The sequence below is a fragment of the Methylobacterium gnaphalii genome, assembly GCF_007992215.1.
Classification (GTDB): domain Bacteria; phylum Pseudomonadota; class Alphaproteobacteria; order Rhizobiales; family Beijerinckiaceae; genus Methylobacterium; species Methylobacterium gnaphalii.
In genome coordinates, this window is record NZ_BJZV01000002.1 from 30,765 (window position 1) to 46,807 (window position 16,043).

General features: G+C 65.6%; 13 protein-coding genes, 2 tRNA genes and 1 pseudogene. 3 read left to right on the plus strand and 13 right to left on the minus strand.

Translation table 11 applies throughout. The features are described 5' to 3' along the window. Positions 1 to 87: 87 nt before the first annotated feature. Both MGN01_RS02020 and MGN01_RS02025 read right to left on the minus strand, forming a co-directional pair. Positions 88 to 1,086: a tripartite tricarboxylate transporter substrate-binding protein gene (locus MGN01_RS02020; RefSeq protein WP_147044923.1), complete on the minus strand. Its 999-nt coding sequence runs from the start codon at positions 1,084 to 1,086 to the stop codon at positions 88 to 90. A 135-nt stretch (positions 1,087 to 1,221) separates the two neighbouring features. Further along, the gene (locus MGN01_RS02025; RefSeq protein WP_147044924.1) at positions 1,222 to 3,906 is read right to left on the minus strand and encodes a DUF3772 domain-containing protein; all 2,685 of its coding nucleotides are present in this window, start codon (positions 3,904 to 3,906) and stop codon (positions 1,222 to 1,224) included. Between the two features lie 600 nt (positions 3,907 to 4,506). Between MGN01_RS02025 and MGN01_RS02030 the strand changes: the two genes are divergently transcribed. Together MGN01_RS02030 and sugE are read left to right on the plus strand one after the other, a co-directional pair. Further along, complete coding sequence (locus MGN01_RS02030; protein WP_147044925.1) at positions 4,507 to 5,073, plus strand: HNH endonuclease; 567 nt, start codon at positions 4,507 to 4,509, stop codon at positions 5,071 to 5,073. Between the two features lie 109 nt (positions 5,074 to 5,182). Further along, a complete protein-coding gene (sugE, locus tag MGN01_RS02035) occupies positions 5,183 to 5,497 on the plus strand; it encodes a quaternary ammonium compound efflux SMR transporter SugE (protein WP_147044926.1) in 315 nt (104 codons plus the stop codon). Between the two features lie 3 nt (positions 5,498 to 5,500). Here sugE and MGN01_RS02040 read toward each other — a convergent pair whose 3' ends face one another. The 6 genes from MGN01_RS02040 to MGN01_RS02065 form a co-directional block, all read right to left on the minus strand. After that, positions 5,501 to 6,211, minus strand: coding sequence for a DUF2459 domain-containing protein (locus MGN01_RS02040; protein ID WP_373319209.1), 711 nt, complete (start codon positions 6,209 to 6,211; stop codon positions 5,501 to 5,503). A 163-nt stretch (positions 6,212 to 6,374) separates the two neighbouring features. Then, the gene (locus MGN01_RS02045; protein ID WP_147044928.1) at positions 6,375 to 9,095 is read right to left on the minus strand and encodes a valine--tRNA ligase; all 2,721 of its coding nucleotides are present in this window, start codon (positions 9,093 to 9,095) and stop codon (positions 6,375 to 6,377) included. 92 nt (positions 9,096 to 9,187) lie between these two features. Further along, the gene (locus MGN01_RS02050; RefSeq protein ID WP_174804542.1) at positions 9,188 to 9,769 is read right to left on the minus strand and encodes a PopZ family protein; all 582 of its coding nucleotides are present in this window, start codon (positions 9,767 to 9,769) and stop codon (positions 9,188 to 9,190) included. 136 nt (positions 9,770 to 9,905) lie between these two features. Then, entirely contained in the window at positions 9,906 to 11,300 is a 1,395-nt protein-coding gene (locus MGN01_RS02055; protein WP_147044929.1) for a TolC family outer membrane protein, read from the minus strand. 196 nt (positions 11,301 to 11,496) lie between these two features. Beyond that, a complete protein-coding gene (locus MGN01_RS02060) occupies positions 11,497 to 12,150 on the minus strand; it encodes a protein-L-isoaspartate O-methyltransferase family protein (RefSeq protein WP_147044930.1) in 654 nt (217 codons plus the stop codon). Between the two features lie 287 nt (positions 12,151 to 12,437). Continuing rightward, positions 12,438 to 12,511: transfer RNA gene (locus MGN01_RS02065), tRNA-Cys, on the minus strand. 262 nt (positions 12,512 to 12,773) lie between these two features. Between MGN01_RS02065 and MGN01_RS02070 the strand changes: the two genes are divergently transcribed. Continuing rightward, a tRNA-Asn gene (locus tag MGN01_RS02070) sits at positions 12,774 to 12,849 on the plus strand. A 196-nt stretch (positions 12,850 to 13,045) separates the two neighbouring features. Here the strand turns inward: MGN01_RS02070 and MGN01_RS24490 are convergent. The 5 genes and pseudogenes from MGN01_RS24490 to MGN01_RS02095 all read right to left on the minus strand — a co-directional run. Continuing rightward, positions 13,046 to 13,957: pseudogene (locus MGN01_RS24490) on the minus strand (tyrosine-type recombinase/integrase); the annotation flags it as partial. 8 nt (positions 13,958 to 13,965) lie between these two features. Continuing rightward, a complete protein-coding gene (locus tag MGN01_RS02080) occupies positions 13,966 to 14,145 on the minus strand; it encodes a hypothetical protein (RefSeq protein WP_147044931.1) in 180 nt (59 codons plus the stop codon). Further along, positions 14,135 to 14,521: a hypothetical protein gene (locus MGN01_RS02085; protein WP_147044932.1), complete on the minus strand. Its 387-nt coding sequence runs from the start codon at positions 14,519 to 14,521 to the stop codon at positions 14,135 to 14,137. The genes MGN01_RS02080 and MGN01_RS02085 overlap by 11 nt, the downstream gene beginning before the upstream one ends. Then, positions 14,518 to 15,246 (minus strand): hypothetical protein, encoded by a 729-nt coding sequence (locus MGN01_RS02090; protein WP_147044933.1) that lies wholly within the window; start codon positions 15,244 to 15,246, stop codon positions 14,518 to 14,520. The genes MGN01_RS02085 and MGN01_RS02090 overlap by 4 nt, the downstream gene beginning before the upstream one ends. A gap of 75 nt (positions 15,247 to 15,321) precedes the next feature. After that, positions 15,322 to 15,978: a helix-turn-helix domain-containing protein gene (locus MGN01_RS02095; protein ID WP_147044934.1), complete on the minus strand. Its 657-nt coding sequence runs from the start codon at positions 15,976 to 15,978 to the stop codon at positions 15,322 to 15,324. Between the last annotated feature and the right edge of the window lie 65 nt (positions 15,979 to 16,043).

Consider the following 16,043-nt stretch of genomic DNA (forward strand, 5'->3'; position numbering starts at 1 on the left):
GAAGTCTCGGGCGCCCCGTCAATCACGGCCGAGCTGCGGTTCATGGGAACGGGTTCGAGCTGCGCCGGCGCGGGAGCGGCGCAAGGCTCATTCGCTGTCGACCGCCGCACGCAGGGCTGGGGTCCAGCGTGCGACTTCGCTCTCCACGAGCTTCTGCAGGGCCGCGGGGCCGCGCTCGCCGCCCTCCGGGATCCTGCCGCCGAGCTTGAGCAGCCGCTCCCGCACCGTGGGGTCGTCGAGGGCCTTGTCGAGGGCGTCGACGAGTTTCGCATGCACGTCCTTCGGCAGGTTCTTCGGCGCAAAGACGGCGTTCCAGGCACTGACCTCGAAATTGGGAAGCCCGGCCTCCCGCGTCGTCGGAACGCTCGGCAGCGCCGGCGAGCGTTCCGGCGTCGCGATGGCGTAGGCCCGGATCGTTCCGGCCTGAAGATGAGGGACGACGTTGACGATCTGGTCGGTCAGGAAGTCGACCTGGCCGGAGATCAGGTCGTTCATCGCGGGACCGGTGCCGCGATAGACGACGAAGGTTGGCCTCGCATTGGCGATCGCGTCGAACAGCATTCCTGTCGAGTGGGACACCGAGCCCACGCCGGCATGCGCCTGGTTGTAGGTCGAGCCCTTCGTCTGCAGCGCCTCGATGAAGCCGTGGAGGTCGGCTGCTGGGAAGTCCTTGCGTGCGACGATCACCACCGGCGTGCCCGCGGCGACGCCGATCGGATCGAAGGTGCGGGCCGGATCGTATTTCAGGGTGCGGAACAGGGCCGGCGCTGCCCCGTGCGTGCCCATATGGCCGACCATGATGGTGTAGCCGTCAGGCTTGGCCCGCGAGGCCTCGGTGATGCCCGTGGTGCCGCCGCCGCCGGGAATGTTCGCGATCGTGATCGGCCGGCCGAGCGCCTTCGCCATGGGTGGCGCGATGATCCGGGCGATCGTGTCTGTCGGCCCGCCGGCCGCGAATGGCACCACAAGCGAGATCGGTCGGCTGGGGTAACCCTCCTCCGCCGTCGCGGTGACGGATGCCGCCACGATCGCACCAATGGAGAGAGCGGCGGCGAGCAGCGCGCGGCATCGATCGCGGGCGGACATCGGGCATCCTCCTGGAGGATCGCGTTTGGCAGTTAGGAGCGGGCTTGCACATCCGGCAAGAGCCGTGCCGTACGCCCTTCCGCGCGAGCGATGCCGCTAGCGCATCGATGCCCCCGTGCTCGCCCGCAATCGGCGTCAAGAAGGCGCCGTGCCGAGCTTGCGCCGAACGGGGTTCGCACCCTCGCCGTCGCGCTGAGCCGTCTGCTTGTCCGCGCCGCCCTTGCGCACGGAGCCGGTGCCGACGGCGCTCGCGATCTGCCCGAGCGCGTCGCGTACCGGCTCGAGGCCCTGCACGGTGATGAAGCTCGAGGCCGGACCCATCGCCGGGATGAAGCCGGCATCGGAGAGGGTCTTGAACACCGCAAAGTTCAGGTCGCTCTGCACGCTGGACCCGAGATTCACGTCGCTGATCATGGCGATCAAATCAAATTCCAAGAACGGATCGCCGATCTTCTTGAAGACCACGCGCGGTGGCGGCTGCTTGAGCACGTCCGCATGCGCCTTGGCGCATTCGATCAGCATCTCGGCAGCCCGGACCGGATCCTGGTTGCGCAGGACGTTGACCGAGATGATCACCCGACCGCTGCGGTCGCCGCGCACGCGGTTCTTGACCACGCCCGAGATCAGGTTGGAGTTCGGCACGATCACGGCCGAGCGGTCGAAGGTCTGGATTTCGGTGGAGCGCACCGAGATGCGCTTCACGATGCCCTCCGAGTCGCCGATCACCACCTGGTCGCCGACGCGGATCGGGCGTTCCCAGAGGAGGAGCAGACCCGAGACGAAGTTATTGACGATGGATTGGAGCCCGAAACCGATACCGACCGAGAGCGCACCGGCGACAATGGTGAGTTTTTCGAGGCTCAGGCCGAGATAGGAGAAGGCCGTGGCCAGCGCGAGCAGGAAGCCGCAATAGCCGGCCACCGTCGAGATCGAGTTGCGCAGGCCCGCATCCATGTCGGTTGCCGGCAGGTAGGTGTTCTCCAGCCAGTGCTGGATCGAGCGGGTGATGAAGATGCCGATCGCCAGGATGCCCAGCCCGAACACGATCGCCGAGAGCGAGATCGTGACGTCGCCAACCTTGAAGCCGAAGAAGGCCGAGCGCAGCGACGAGAAGACGTCATTCGAATCGAGGCCCCAGGGCGCCAGCGCCAGCAGCACCGCCACCGCCACCAGCACGACGCGGGCGACGCCCGTCGCCAGAACCGCAATCTGATTGAGTGAGCGCTTGCGCAGGCCGGTATTCGCCTGCAGCGCCGTGGCGATCTTGGTATCGTCGCTGAGCGAGCCGCCGATGAACACGTCGGCGCTGGCTATCAGCAGCCAGAACAGGACGAACAGGCTCGCGGTCCAGATCAGCTGGTCTACGAGGAAGGAGGCGAGCGCGACGTAGCCGACGATCGCGCTGGCGCCGACGAGGACGGTCGCAGCCCAACCGAGCAGGCGCAGTGGACCGCCGATGCTGCTCGATGTCTCGGTCCCGACATAGGGCCCGAAGCAGGCCTCCTCCTTCTCCGCCGTATCGGCGAAGCGGTGCAGGCCGATGGCCAGCAGAAGCGCCGCGGTGATGGCGCCGATGCCGCGGGTAGCGATTGAGATCGAGAGGGCGGCGTAGATGCCGGAATTGAGCGCCTCGGTGGATTTCGAGATGGTGATGACCACCGCGATGCTCACGGCGAGGAGCTGAACGCGCCAGGCGGCGGCATCGCTGATCGGCGTCGGGCGCCAAGCCGGCTTGCCGACCGCGAGCAGCGCGTCGCAGAGTGCCTGGACGAAGGCGATGAAGGCGAGCCCGATCAGGATGGCGCTCGCCACCGGCATCAGCCGGGTCGGCAAAAGATTCGTGGCGTCGAGGGCGTAGTAGACGGTGTAGCTTCCAGCCACGGCCGGCACCGTGCCCAACAGGAATACGCGCCAGGCGGCGAGCAGCTTGGCACGACGGGACGGATCGGTGACCTTGACGTCGCGCCGGCCAAGTTTCGGCGCGATGTTGCGCCGGCCGAAATACAGCGCGAACGAGATGCCGAAGGCGGCCCCGAGGATCAGCAGGTTCCACAGGCTGCCGTTGCGCGAAAACAGATCAAGGATGTCCTCAAGCGCGGATTGAAGCGATTTCAGGTCGCGCGGCAGGTCGGCGCCGATCTTCACCCAGAGATCGGGACTGAACAGCGCCGAGGAGCGCTCGAACAACCCGCGCGTAAAGGCGGCTCGACGCTTGTTGGTGATCTGGTCGACGATCTGGTCGCTCTGGACCAGCAGCGATTTGGCCAGCCGCTGCGTCTCGTCGATCTCGGCGACGGCATGGCCGCGCTCGACGCGCTCCTTGGCGACGTCCTCGCCCTCCTCGGTATCCTTCGGCTTGGGGCCGAGCTGGGTCAGGCGCTCGCGCGCGGCCTCCAGGCGCGGTTCTAGGGCTGCGATAATCGCACGGATCCGATCGGAAACGGCTTCAAGTCCGTCACGAGCGGTCGTGAGGGCGCCAGTGCTGACATCCCGGCCGGTGATCCGTTTCTCGCGGCTGTCGAGGTCGTTCTTGATCTGGTCGAGCCGCTCGCGGACCGTCTTGATTCCCTCGGAGACTGCCGGCTTCGCGACCGGCTTGGCTGCGGGAGCCGCCGCGGCCGGCGCCGCGGCCGGCGCCGCGTTCTGTGCCGGTTGCGTCTTGTCGCTGCCGGTCTGTGGCGCGGGAGCCGCCTTCTGCTCCTGGGTCTGAGCCGGCGCCGTCCCCTGACTCAGCACACCGGTCGGTACGACGAGTGCCGCCCCGGCCAGGATTGCTGAGAAGGCCGCGATGCGCGCGGCGCGAAGGGTCGATCGAACCATTATCGTCCTTATGCGAGGGCAACGCCGCGATCACGGCGGAGACATCATCCGCGACAGAGATGGGGCAACTCGCGAAAACCGCACCCGCCGCCGTGCCCTCCGTCGCGAATCAATGGGGCGAAACGGTGCAGGCGGGCGCGCACTGGGCACTTCGGGCCCAAAATCCTTGTACGCGACGTCTCGCCTCCAGTGTCGACCTTCACAACCCTGTCACGTCGATATTAGACTGAGCAGCAATGGACATGGCCCTGTCGTTCCGCTGCCGGGCAGCGACGACCGTCGTGACACAGTCCGACGCCACGCTGCCCGCGTCTCACCGGCTGCCCCTCCCCGGCAGCTGTCGCCGGCGTTTCCATTCCGCTCCCGCTCCGAACAGTGTTGCCAGAACTGTAATGGCCAAGCTTCTGCAGATCGGAAGAATGGCTGGGGGTGCCATGTCGTGCCGTATCGGAGTATTGGACCAAATCACGGGGTCAGAGCTCGTGAACGCGATCAGAGAGTTGCGTCAATGACGAGTGCCCTAGTCTTCACGGTCGCCCTCCCAGCAGCGGTCTGCCTCGAACGATTGCTCGGCGAAGCCTGCAGTCGACGGAGGTCGACATGAACGCGCATGTCGGCAACCTCCGCACGCTGGTGCTCAACGCCGACATGCAGCCGGTGAGCTGGGCGCCACTCTCGGTTTGGAACTGGCAGGACGCCCTGGTCGCCGTGCTGCAGGAACGCGTCATCCAGGTGAAGACCTACGACGACGTCGAGGTGCATTCGGCGAGTCAGTCCTTCCAGGTCCCCTCGGTGGTGGCCCTCAAGAGCTATCATCGGCGAAAGAAGGTCGCCTTTACGCGATACCACCTCTTCCTGCGCGATGAATTCACCTGCCAGTATTGCGGTGAGCGCTTTCCGCCGCAGGAACTGACCTTCGATCATGTCAACCCGCGCTCCAAGGGCGGCGAGTCGGTCTGGACGAATATCGTCGCGAGCTGCAGCGCCGACAATCTGCGCAAGGGCAACCGCTCGCTGGCGCAGAGCGGTCAGCACCTGCGCCGGCAGCCGTTCGAGCCCTCGCCCTACCAGCTCGACGCCATCGCCCGGCGCCTGCCCAAGGCGAAGAACGAGCTTCACAACACCTGGCTCGACTTCCTGTACTGGGACAGCCCGCTGGAAAGCTGACGCCGCATCGCGCTCCGATGTGCGCTTCGGCACAAAGCACACGCCGGATGCCCGGCATGGTCGGCCTCAGAAGTCCGGCGCTCCGTCGCAGCCGGGCGCGGAGACCGTCATGGCCTGGGCCATTCTCGTCGTCGCAGGCCTGTTCGAGGTCGGTTGGGCCATCGGACTGAAATACGCCGAGGGGTTCACGCGGCTCTGGCCATCCATCTGGACGCTGGTCAGCATGGTGGTGAGCGTGGTGTTGCTGTCCCTCGCGGTGAAGTCGCTGCCGCTTGGCACGGGCTACGCAGTCTGGACCGGCATCGGCACGGTCGGCACCGTGATCCTGGGCATCGTATTGTTCGCCGAGCCCGTGACCGCGATGCGCATAGGCTGCATCGCTCTCGTCGTGACCGGTATCCTCGGGCTTAAATTCGCGGAGTGAGCCTTACGGAAGCGGCAGGACTGTCGCACCCGAGCGCCAGGCGAGGTCGAGGATCAGACCGCGCGGGTAGCTATCGAGCACGGGAGCGATGGGCAGCCCGGCCGTGTTGAGCAGGCCGGCCGTCCAGTGGTTGCAGACATTGACGACCGAGAAGCGGCCGGTGCCGGCATAGAACAGGCTCGGCCCGTAGAGGCCGGGTCCGTCCTCCACCGGCTGCCCGTCACGCAACCGAAAAGACGCATCGAGCTGGGCGATCAGCCGCGCTAGGCCGGCTGAGGAGACGCGGATCGAGGCGATTTCGGCATTGGGGAATGTTGAGCGAAGGTCATCCGGCAGGCCGACCACATGCACCACGGCTGGACTGCCGCCCGGCGTGAACAACGCCTTCGCCGCCAGGACCCAATCGACATCCGAGACTGCCGGCGTCGAACGATAAAATCGTGCCTCGCCCCAGCCGAACTCGATTTTTTCGTAGTCTCGGAACCGGGTTGCGACGTTGCGCAACGCCGCGCCTGTGTCCTCCCCGGTCAGAGCCCCGCGTGGCAGCACGATGCCAGAATGCCAGCCATGGCTGACGAGGTGGATGATCTGCGAGTCCGCGTCGTCGGCCGGATAAAGCGCAGGGTCGCCGGACTTCGCCGTTACAACAACGGCGAACAGGAAGGCCGCGCAGATACCTGCCACTGCGAGGCCGAGGCGGCGCGGCCATCGCAGCCGATTCATCAGGTTTTCGGCCGGTGAGTTGTAGCCACGAGGTGGCGCACGCTTGGCCGTCGTCGCAAGCGTAGCAAAGCAATCCAGGGCCACTCCCGCACCGTCTGTGAGTTGGGCTTGGACTGCTTCGCTGCGCCCGCCGTGACGGAGATGATCCCGAAGTTCACCCCTGATCCGACAGCCGCGTCAGCGCCTCGCGGATTTTCTCCAGGCGGGCTGCTTCGCTATCGCGGCGCTCGCGCTGCTCTTCGACGACCTCCTCGGGGGCGCGCGCGACGAAATCGGCGTTGCCGAGCTTGGCGTCGAGCTTCTTGATCTCGCCTGCCGTCTTACCCTCCTCCTTGCGCAGGCGCTCAACCTCCGCAGCGAGATCGACGATGCCCTCCAGTGGCAGAGCCGCAACGGAGCCGCGCACAAGGAGCTGCACCGAGTTCTTCGGCGCATCGTTTTCGAAGCGGATCTCCGAGAGGCGAGCGAGGCGTAGCAGAGTGTCCTGCCAAAGCGCGACGCGCTGGCGCACGGTCTCCTCGACGCCGACGAGGACCAGCGGAATCTGCGCGCCCGCAGGCACGTTGGTCTCGGAACGGGCCGAGCGGATTTCGGCGATGAGGTCGACCACGAAACCGACCTCGGCTTCGGCAGCGGCATCCGACAAGCCGGCAAGGTCAGGCCAGGAGGCGAGCGTGAGAAGCCCGCGGTCGGCGATCCCCTCCCCCTTGATCGCCCAGAGTTCCTCCGTGAGGAACGGCATGAACGGGTGCAGCAGCTTCGCGATCTGATCGATCAGGTAGGCGATCGACTTCTGCGTCTCGTCCTTCAGCGCCGGGTCGACGCTCTCACCCTGAAGCACGGGCTTGGCCAGCTCCAGATACCAGTCACAGAAAATATTCCAGACGAAGCGGTAGGCTGCAGCCGCTGCATCGTTGAAGCGATAGGCATCGAGCGCCGTTGCCACCTCGGAGACTGCGCGGGCGGCCTCCCCCAGCGCCCAGCGGTTGAGGACGGCCTTCGCCGCCTCCGGCTGGAAGGCAGGATCGAGGCGGCAGCCGTTCATCTCGGCGAAGCGCGAGGCGTTCCAGAGCTTTGTCGCGAAGTTGCGGTAGCTCTCGACCTGATTGGTCCCGAGCTTGATGTCGCGGCCCGGCGCGGCCAAAGCGGCGAGCGTGTAGCGGAGTGCGTCGGCGCCGTATTGCTCGATCAGGCCGAGCGGATCGACGACATTGCCCTTCGATTTCGACATCTTGGCTCCGGTGGCGTCGCGCACCAGGGCATGCAGGTAGACGGTGTCGAATGGTGCCTTGTCGGTGAGGTGCAGGCCCATCATCATCATGCGGGCGACCCAGAAGAACAGGATGTCCTTGCCGGTTACCAAGGTATTGGTGGGGTAGTAGCGGGCAAGTTCGGGCGTCGCCTCAGGCCAGCCGAGGGTAGAGAACGGCCACAGCGCCGACGAGAACCATGTGTCGAGGACGTCCTCGTCGCGGCGCAGGGTCACCGGACCTCCGCGCACCGCCGACGCCTTGGCCTGCGCCTCTTCCTCGTTCAGCGCGACGTAGATGCTGCCCTCATCATCAAACCAGGCCGGAATCTGGTGGCCCCACCAGAGTTGGCGGGAGATGCACCAGGGCTCGATGTTGGTGAGCCACTGGAAGAAGACCTTTTCGTTGTTTTCCGGGACAAAGCGGGTCTGCCCGTCGCGCACGGCCTGGAGGGCGCGCTCGGCGAGCGGCTTCACGTTCACGTACCACTGGTCAGTGAGGTAGGGCTCGATAACCACGCCCGAGCGGTCGCCATGCGGCACCGCGTGGACGTTGGGCTCGATCTTCAGAAGCAGGCCCTTCTCCTCCATCAGCGCAACCACGCGCTTGCGAGCAACGGCGCGATCGAGACCATGCAGCTCGAGCACCTCGGGCTCAGGCTCGGCATCCTGGAAGAAGGCCTCGTTGCCGACGAGCAGCATCTGCCCCTCCTCGTCGAGCACGTTGATGGCGCGCAAACCATGGCGCTTGCCGACCTCGAAGTCGTTGAAATCGTGGGCCGGGGTGATCTTCACCGCGCCGGTTCCCTTTTCCGGGTCGGAGTAGGTGTCGGCGACGATCGGGATCGCGCGCCGGACCATCGGCAGCAGCACCTTCTCGCCGATCAAGGCCGTGTAGCGCTCGTCCTCCGGGTGGACCGCGACGGCGGTGTCGCCGAGCATGGTCTCAGGGCGGGTGGTGGCGACGGTGATGGTCTCGCCGGTGAGTGCGCCGTTATCGTCGACGACCGGATAGTCGAAGTACCAGAGGTTGCCCTTGGTCTCGACCTGCAGGACTTCAAGATCCGAGATCGCGGTCTGGAACTTCGGGTCCCAGTTCACGAGGCGCTTGTCGCGATAGATCAGGCCCTGCGCGTGCAGATCGACGAAGGTCTTGAGGACAGCCTCCGACAGGCCCTCGTCCATGGTGAAGCGCTCACGCGACCAGTCGCAGGAGGCGCCAAGGCGCTTCAACTGCCCGACGATCGCGCCGCCGGACTCGGCTTTCCAGGCCCAGACCTTCTCCAGGAAAGCCTCGCGACCGAGCTCGCGCCGACCAGGCTGCTGGCTCTCCATGAGCTGGCGCTCTACCACCATCTGGGTGGCGATGCCGGCATGGTCGGTGCCCGGTTGCCAGAGCACGTCGCGCCCGCGCATGCGCTCGAACCGGCAGAGGATGTCCTGCAGCGTGTTGTTGAGCGCGTGGCCGATATGCAGTGAGCCGGTCACGTTCGGCGGCGGGATGACGATGCAGTAGGGCTCGGCGCCCGCGCGCTCGGAGCGGCCAGCGCGGAACGCGCCCTCTGCTTCCCAGGCTGCGCCGACGCGCGCCTCGACTGCGGCGGGATCGAAGGTCTTGTCCATCATGGGGCGGTCGGGCCGATCGTGCGGGCGGTCTTCTTGGAGAAGCCGCCGCTTTCAACCCTTCGCCGCCCCGGCGTCAACCATTGGGCAGCGTCTCAGCGGCCTCTGGCGACCCGCTCGATCTCGGCACGGACCAGCCGCTCGACCATCGCCGGCAGGTTCTCGTCGAGCCAAGTCTTGAGCATCGGCCGGAGCATGTCCTTGACGAGGTCTTCCAGCGTCCGCGTGTTGCTCGTCAACATGGTGTGCGCGAGCATCGTGAAGTGCTGGCTGACGGCGTCGTCTGTATCCTTCGACACCAGACGGTCCACCACCTCGTCCTCGACCGCCGTCTGAAGGCGCTGCGGCGCGCTCTGCGGGGTGGGGTCGGCCTTCCGCAGAGCGACCGGCTCGGGCTCCAGCTCGGCCGTCGTGAAATCAATGTCTTCGAAGCCGAAATCGACCTCCGGCGGCTCGAAAGCGACGGGCTCGGGGCGGCGCACGGGCTTGGCGACCTGGGCGAGATCGAGCACGTCATCGGCACGGGGCTTCGTAGCCGGCGGCGGCTCGGGCGGGGCCTCGTCGGCGGTGTCGTCTGCGATGATGCGGCGGATGGAGGCGAGTATCTCCTCCATCGAGGGCTCGCCGGCGGCGGGCTCCTTCATCGTCTCCGGGAACTTGGGGCTTGCAGCACTCATCCTGACGACGACTCACGCGAGGGGGTGCAGAAGAGAATCGGAGAAGATGGTTAACAATTCACTCGGAGACGCGAGGCCGAACATCCGCATGCGTCGAGAGACAGGGAATCGCTTCCCCGCCCCCGACCCGATCACATCAACGACCGTCCGGCGTCGAGACGCCGTACCAGAGGTCCTTGATCTGGTCGTAATGCTCCTTCGGACTGTACGGCGTGACCGGCAGCGAGGTGTAGCGCACCGTGAGACGACCGATGGCCTGCACCACGTCATAGGAAAAGATGACACGGTCGCGTTGGGCCAGGATCAGGTTCACGCGCGAGCTGAGGAGTTCCTGCTGCGCGTTGAGCACGTCGAGGGTCGTGCGCTGGCCGACGCGGGCCTCCTCGCGGACACCGTTCAGCGCGACCTCGTTGGCCTGAACCTGCGCCTGAGAGGCTAGAACCTGTGCCTTGGCGGCTTCCAGTCGTCCCCAGGCCTGCACGATCACGGAGCGCACGCTGTCGCGGTCGCGCTCGGCGATCAGCCGGGCCTGGCCGACCAGTTCCTTGGCCTGGCGGATCTGCGAGTACTCGCTGCCGCCCTGGTAAATTGGAATCGACAGGCGACCGACGATGGAGGCAGCGGCGAAATTGTCGCCGGGAAACTGCGAATCGTACCGTTGCTGCACCGAGCCCTGGATTGCGGCTGTCGGCGACAACTGGCTCTCGGCGACCTTCACCTGCAGCTCCGCAGCATCGACCGCATGCAGCGATGCTAGGATCTGCGGGTGCTCACGCAGGCCAATATCGATGGCCTCCTGAAGGCTTCTGGGCACGAAGCGGTCGAGCGGACGGCCCGGTGCGAGCTGTCGCGGCTCGACGCCGATGTTCTGACGATAGATGCCGATGGCCGACCGCAGCTGCGACTCGGCGCCGCTCACGCTGGAGCGGGCTCCCGACAGGCGCGCCTCGGCCTGAGCGACGTCGGTGCGAGTGACCTCGCCCACGTTGAAGCGGTCGCGGGTCTGCCGGAGTTGCTCCTCGAGCACCTCGACGTTGTTGCGCTGAAGCTCGAGATTAGCGGTCGCGCTGAGGACCTGCATGTAGGCCTGCGCGGCATTGAACAGCGTCGTCATCTCCGTGAGGCGGATGCCCTCGCGGTTCGACAGCACGTTCGATTCGGCCTGACGGGTTTGGCTGTCGGTGCGAAATCCGTTGAAGAGCGTCTGATTGATGGTCAGGCCGGCGCCGCCCGGACGCGTCGTCTGGTCGAGCCGCTGGCCGGAGACCTGGCCCTGAGTCCGAGTGAGGCCGATATCGGCATCGATGGACACGGTCGGCCGATAGCCGGCCTGCGCTTGGCTCACGGTCTCGTCGACCGAGCGCAGCCGTGCTCGCTCCGAATTCAGCGCGGGATTCGCGGCATAGGCCCGCGACAGCGCGCTTTCCAGGGTTTCGGCCCCAGCCGGTCCGACGGTCGCGAGCGCCAAGACAGCGGCGCTCGACAACCGACGCGCCAACCGCGCCGCAGGTGTCCGTACACTCACGCTCATCAGCCCTTGCGGTTTCTGAAAGTACCGGCAGTCGCCACTGAAATTGCGACTTCAATGCGTTGCCGGCTTGCCCGCCTCAGTGCGAGCTTAGCCGATCAGCAATGCCGTGGGCCATATGGTGAAGGCTTCCCGCCGGCGATTGCGCGACGGTGGCGCATAAAGGCGACACTCGCTCAACCTGCGCTGCGGTCGCCACTCAGAACGCGAAACCGTGCGCGACGGCAAAATCCGCCAGGGCCGGCAGGTTGGCGTCGAAGAGCGGGCGTGCCCCGAAGGCATCGCCGGCCCGCACGAAAAGTGTGGCCTTCGCGCCACGATCCTCGCCGAGCACGCACACCAAGCGCCCGTCATCGCGCAGTTGGTCGAGTAGCGCCTGCGGCCGTGTCTCGACTCGGCCCTGAACGAGGATCGCGTCGTAAGGTCCTTGCGCCGCAGCCCCCTCTCCGAGTGGACCGGTGATCACCTCGGCTGTCGCCCCGAGGCGCTCACGCGCGACCTGCGCAAGATCCGCGTCGGACTCGAGAGCCACGGCGCGTGCCTTGAGTTCAGTGAGCAGCGCGGTGCCGTAGCCGTAGCCCGCAGCCACGTCGAGTACGCGCATACCGGGCCGGATCTTGAGCGCCTGGATCATGCGGGCGAGCACCATCGGCGCCGGCATCGCCCGTGAGGACGCCTCACTGCCTGACAGCCGCAGGGTGCGGTCGATATAGGCGAAGTCCTCCGTTCCCGGCTGCACGAAGCGCTCACGGGGCACGGTGGCGAAGGCTTCGAGCACCGCGACGTCGTTCACGTCGAAGGTGCGCAGCTGGCAATCGACCATGAGCTGCCGAGCCTGAGCGTAATCGAGCATGGAGGCTGCAACCCTTCGGAAGGCGCCGGTGCAGGCCTCAAGCGACCCCCGTGGTCGCTCGCCGCTCCGGCGCGCCGGGTTGTCGTGGATCGGTTCCGAAAAGGCAAGATTTTCGCGCGTCTCGCAGGCAGCCGAACTGTGGGCGCGTGGGAATGCGATCACAGGGTGGTCGGGATGGGCGGACTATGGCGCAGGGTTGCGCCGGATGCTGTCCCGGGGCGAGATCAGAGGAAGGCGTACGCCGTCCTCGATGCAATCCCGTTGAGCCAATATAGCTGGAAGAAAAATGGAGGCCTCGCCCGGAATCGAACCGGGGTGCAAGGATTTGCAGTCCTCTGCGTAACCACTCCGCCACGAGGCCGTCCCGTTGGCCGCACCGGGGTGCAGCCGTCGCCTCCGACCGGGCGGCCGATCGGGGAGGACGGGTCTCTAGCAGAGCCGCAGGCCGATCGGCAACGGGAATTCCGGGCCCATGCCGATGGTTTCGTCGTCCCCCAACCTCCGCATGGAGCCGACTCTGCATACCGGCCACATCCCGCACGATCGTAGCGCTAAGACCACTTGCGTTGTTCGCCGGCGATGGGCTAAGGACCGCGCCGTGATCGCGAAAGCGGCACCGGTGATCCCCGATAGCTCAGTTGGTAGAGCAGGCGACTGTTAATCGCCTTGTCGCAGGTTCGAGTCCTGCTCGGGGAGCCATCCTTTTTCCAACCATCTGCAAACGTTGGTTTTTTCGCGCTCGCCCCCGCACCGGGTCGGCAGGTGCGGGAATAGCGTCTCGCTCGGCCATGCGATTTGCGAGGTTCTCGGCGATCTTCGCGCGGTTCGCTCCGCGCACGTAAGTCGCGCTTTCTCGCGAACCGTCGGCCCATCCGAACCACGCATTGAGTTCGGCCTCTGTCGCGCCGTTCTCGGCCGCCCGTCGAGCGCCGGCCTTGCGAAGGCCGTGGGCCCTTCCCGGCACCTTGGCGCTGACACACGCGTCTCGGAACCAGTTGCCGAAGCTTTCCTTCGTCATCGGCCGGCCGCGCTCGCCCGTGATGAAAGAGAGATCCCCAATCGGCGCCGCGGCAATCGATTTTGCGAGCGGCAGCAGGATCCGGATCGTTACTTCCTGCTGTGTCTTCTCGGTCACGATCCGGATCTTGCCGTCCCGGACGTGCTGCCGGCCGAGGCGAGCTGCGTCACCCCGGCGCAGTCCTGTATAAAGCAGGATGTCGAGCGCGAGCCGTTCGCGCGTGCCGAGATCCCAGCGCCGCTCGAACTTCGCGACCTCCTCCTCCGACCACGTGTGGAAGCCGTTCCGGTCGTTTGCGCCCGCCATCAGCTTCACGCCGCGGGTCGGATCCGCGCCGATGAACTCTCGATCGACCGCCCAGCCGAACAGCCCCCGCATCGTTTTCAGCCAGTTGTTGGCGCCGTGCGGCTTGGCCTTCCGGCGATCCATGCCTTCCTGGATCGATCGCCGATTGATCGCGTCGAGCCGCTCGTGTCCGGCGACGTCAATCATGGCCTTGAGCAGGCCGTGGCGCTGAGCGCGCGTCGCGGCCGACAGATCCTCGCTCCACTCCCGACTCTTCGTATAGGCGTCGACGACCCAGGCGACGGTGCCGGCAGCCACGCCCTTCGTTGTCGCCGAGTTCGGCGCCCGTCCCTTCAAGGCGTCTTCATAGGCCTGCCAAAACGCCTTCGTCCCGTATGGATCCCGCAACCGAATGCGAGGCCCGGTACCGCGACGGACGTACCAGACGGTCGATCCGTGGCGCGTGGTCTCTTTCTGTAGGTGGGGCGGACGACGACGCGGCATGTCGTCGGTCACAGGACCACTACCCTGCCCTTGTCGGCAAGCTGGCTGGCGACCGATTCTCCCGTTGTTTCGACCGCCACGCCGTCGGCTCGCACGATGACGCGCAGCACCGGCAGGCCTTCCGCCTTCACAGCGCGGATTGCTCGAGCAATGTCGGCCTGGGTGACGCTGGCGGCTCTACGCGGCACGGGCCCCTCGCCGCACACCGTCCATGAAGACCAGCCAGGGCAGATCCGGCCAGCGGGCGCCGATCGGCTCCAGCGCAGCGATCAGCTCGTCGAGGCGGCCGAGGCCAGACACAGCCGCGGCGACGTCGTCGAGCATCTCCGCGCGCGTCGCCGGCGCGAGACGGGCAACGGCGTGCTCGGCGTTCTCGGCTCGGATCTCGGCCAGCCGCCCATCCACACACTCGGCCGCGATCTGCAGGCCGCGCTCGATCTCCTCGGCCGTGGCGGCTGGCCAGTGCTCATCGAGGGCGGCGCGCAGGTCGAAGCCCGGCACGCTCGCCGCGTGAGACTCAGTCAGAAAGCGGGCGATCGCCGGCGCGTGGTCGGCCGGGATCATATGAGACCTCCGAGGGCCAGGATGTCACGGATCAGTCCTTTGTAGAGGAGCCGATCGACCTCGAACTCAGAGTCGATGTCTCGCTTGGCGAACCGCGCCTTGACCAGGATGCCGTCTAGGGTGCGGGCCGTGGCCCGCTCGATCGCGAATTCGACGTCGCTCAGATCCTGCGCGGCACGGCTGCAGGCCTCTTCAGCCTCGGCCAGACCGCTCGTCTTCTCGGCTAGGGCACACTCTCCCTTCCATCGATCGTAGGCGGAAACGATCTCATCCGCCCGGGCCTGCGCTTCGGGCCATGGAACGCGCTCCTCGACCGTATGACCGCCAGCCGGAAGCCGATCTGCAGGCGTGGCGGGGCGCCTCTGCCAGCACCAATGCTCTCGACGGAGACCTCTCCATTCCGCGTTGGCGTCCTCGACGATATACATGCGGCGGCCGTCGGGGCGCTCGATCGAATAGCCCTCAATCTTGAGAGCATGGTCCCCGTCAGCGACGAAGATCTCGGCTGGCGGTTCTGGGCAGACCGAGTGAAGTTCGGAAGCATGCCGACAAGCCGCGCGATAGGCAGCCTCCGCAGCCGCGAAGCGCTCGCCGAGCACCAGGAGCTCGGCGTCCGGATGCGGTTCGGTTTGGCCCGCGACCATGCGGGCGATCGCAGCGTCGGTCTTATTGTACTGTAGACGACGAGGTGCGCGCGAGATGGCGCGGACGGCTGATGCAGACATGATCGAGCTCCACCACTTGGAAGCTCAACATAGCCATATTGGCTTTGTTCCTGTCAACCAAGAAAGCCATATCGGCTATGGTGACGGGTAGCCGTCCTCGTCTCGTATGACGTTTGGATCGAAAAGTGCCATGGATGCGACCGCTATTTCCTTCACCGGCGCATTCCGAAGAGGCGCCCCACCGATGATTTGAATATCGAAGTGACCAGGATCAGAGCCTCGGTTTGGTACCCCAATCACCACTCTCTTATCATTTGTGTCTAGATGTAAAAGACAAAGTCGACCGAAGTATTCTTCGTGAGATTGGTTATCTCGGTAGGTGAACCTTACCAAGTCACCTATTCGAAAAAAGGGATAAAAATTTTCGGTCGATACGAAATACCAGGCCGTTCTCTCTGATCCTACGGTACCGATCTCAATATCGAAGGGAACAGCATTATCTTCGATAGCCGCATCTTCATAGTCGAATATCGGATCTACTAGTCCGCCGTCATCGATATTGCCTCTAGAATAGACGGTAAGGACTGTAGGGGGATCGGCGATTAACTCAGCCGGCTGAACGCCTAGCGTCGCGCCCAGCCGCTCCATCCAATCCTGGGTAAGCCGCATCAACCCGCGTTCGAGCTTGGAGATCGTGACCCAATGTGCGCCGACCCGCTCTCCGAGCTCTGGCTGGCTCCAGCCGCGCCTCAGTCGTAGCTCGCTTATCCGATTTGGATTCTGCTTCTTCATAAAGCCTATTCAGCTTAGTCATGCGAACCACGCCATGCCCATATTGGCTATGGCAGGCTTGACAC